Annotated in this window: 1 protein-coding gene; it reads left to right on the forward strand. The window is 67.4% G+C overall.

From position 1 onward, the window contains the following. Positions 1-32 precede the first annotated feature (32 nt). On the forward strand, positions 33-2,321 hold a 2,289-nt coding region (locus ACXJKR_RS30115), incomplete at its 3' end, for an ATPase, T2SS/T4P/T4SS family (protein WP_457325970.1).

The raw sequence follows: 2,321 nt of genomic DNA on the forward strand, positions 1-2,321 counted from the left end.
CCATAATCATCGGCACACCTGCTGCCCAGCCCATGACCGACCCGTCCCAGCCCCTGCCCTGGCCCCATGGCGATGCCGACTCACCCACTGCGGCAGGCCCGGCCTCCGGTTTTCTCTGGCCCAGCCCGCCCTATGCCGCCTACCCCCAGCCGCAGGTGCAGCGTGGGTCCGAGGCCTGCGAGATCCTGGGGCTGAACAACAGTCGCAGCATGGGCCAGCTGTTGCAACTCGATGCCAGCGACCGCATCGTGCAGATCAATGTGCCGCCAGCGCGCAACAGCATGCCGCTGAAGTTCAGCCAGTYCCGTGCCGTCAAGCTGCTGCGCACGCTGGAGGTGCCGCCGCGCGATGCCGGCGACCTGAATTCCCCGCTCAGCGTCGACCAGCGCCCGCGCACCGAGTTCCGCGTCGTCTTCACTGGCGGCGATGAGCTCAAGGGCGTGACCATCGGCCATCATCACGACAGCCTGGGCCTGTTCCTTTTCCCGCCGCTGGCCGATGACGACGACTCCGTGCGCCGCGTCTTCGTGCCCCGCGAGGTGCTGGCGAATTTCGAGATCGGTGAGCGCCTGGGCGACCTGCTGCTGAAGGACAAACTCGTCACGCCCGAGCAGCTCAACGCCGCCGCTGTCGAGCAGAACGACCTGCGCCAGCGCCGCGTCGGCGACATCCTCGTCAACCAGCAGATCGTCACCGCCGAGCAACTGCTGCAGGCCATCGAGCAGCAGGCCAAGATGCCGATGGTGCGCATCGGCGAGGCGCTGCTGGCGCTGGAGCTGGTCACGCCCGAGCAGCTCGAGGTGGCGCTGGTTCAGCAGCGTGATGACCGCTCCGTGCCGCTGGGCGAGCTGCTGGTGCGCAAGGGCGTCATCAGCCGCGCGCAGCTGCAGTCGGCGCTGGCGCGCAAGATGGGCTACCCGGTGGTCGATGTCGAGAACTTCGCCATCGAGCCTGACGCCGTGCGCAAGCTGCCGCACGCGGTGGCCAAGCGTCTGGAGGTGCTGCCCCTGCTGCTGCGCGATGGCCGCCTTGTCGTGGCTATGGAAGACCCGACGCGGCGCGACGCCCTCGACGAGGTCGAGTTCATCACCCAGCTCAAGGTCGTGCCGACGCTGACCAAGCTCGGCACCCTGCAGTTCGCCATTCCRCTGGCTTTCGACCGCTATGGCGGCGAGCCCCTGCCGCGCGGCAGCGCCGTCGACCCCCTGCCCGACTTCCAGCCCGACTTCACGCTGGACAACTCCAACAAGCTCATCGAGAGCCTGGAGCGCGACAGCAGCGAGCGCAGCGCCAGGGAAGAGGAGTCGCCCATCGAGCAGAGCGACAACTCGCTCGTGCGCCTGATCAACTCGATGATCATCGAGGCGCACAACCAGGGCGTGTCCGACATCCACATCGAGACCTACCCGGGCAAGGAAAAACTCAAGATCCGTTTCCGCCGCGACGGCGTGCTGCAGCCCTATCTGGAGCTGCCCCCCACCTACCGCAACGCGATGATCGCGCGCATCAAGATCATGTGCGACCTCGACATCTCCGAGCGCCGCAAGCCCCAGGACGGCAAGATCAACTTCGCCAAGTACTCGCCCCAGCACCGGCTGGAGCTGCGCGTGGCAACCATCCCGACCAACAACGGCCTGGAAGACGTCGTCATGCGCCTGCTGGCCAGCAGCAAGCCCATGCCGCTGGACCGCATCGGCCTGTCGCCGGCCAACCTCGCCGCTCTGCAGACCGCCGTCGCCCGCCCATATGGCTTGGTGCTCTGCGTCGGCCCGACCGGCTCCGGCAAGACGACGACGCTGCATTCGGCGCTCAGCCACATCAACACGGCCGAGCGCAAGATCTGGRYGGCCGAGGACCCCATCGAAATCACCCAGGCCGGCCTGCGCCAAGTGCAGGTGAACGCCAAGATCGACTGGACCTTCGCCAAGGCCCTGCGCGCCTTCCTGCGCGCCGACCCCGACGTCATCATGGTCGGTGAGATCCGTGACCAGGAAACCGCCGAGATCGCCGTCGAGGCCTCGCTGACCGGCCACTTGGTGCTCTCCACGCTGCACACCAACAGCGCGCCCGAGACCATCACGCGGCTGCTGGACATGGGCATGGACCCCTTCAACTTCGCCGACTCGCTCTTGGCCGTGCTGGCCCAGCGGCTGGTGCGGCGCAGCTGCACCGCCTGCCGCACCAGCGAGCCCATGCTTGAGGCCGAGCTGCAGGAACTGCTGGACGACTATCTGCACGTCTTCCCGGCCGAGGGACGGCCCAGCAAGCTCGCGCTGATGTCGGAATGGATCAAGTCCTACGGCCAGGGCGGCCGGCTGATG

Source organism: Roseateles sp. P5_E11 (assembly GCF_054049355.1).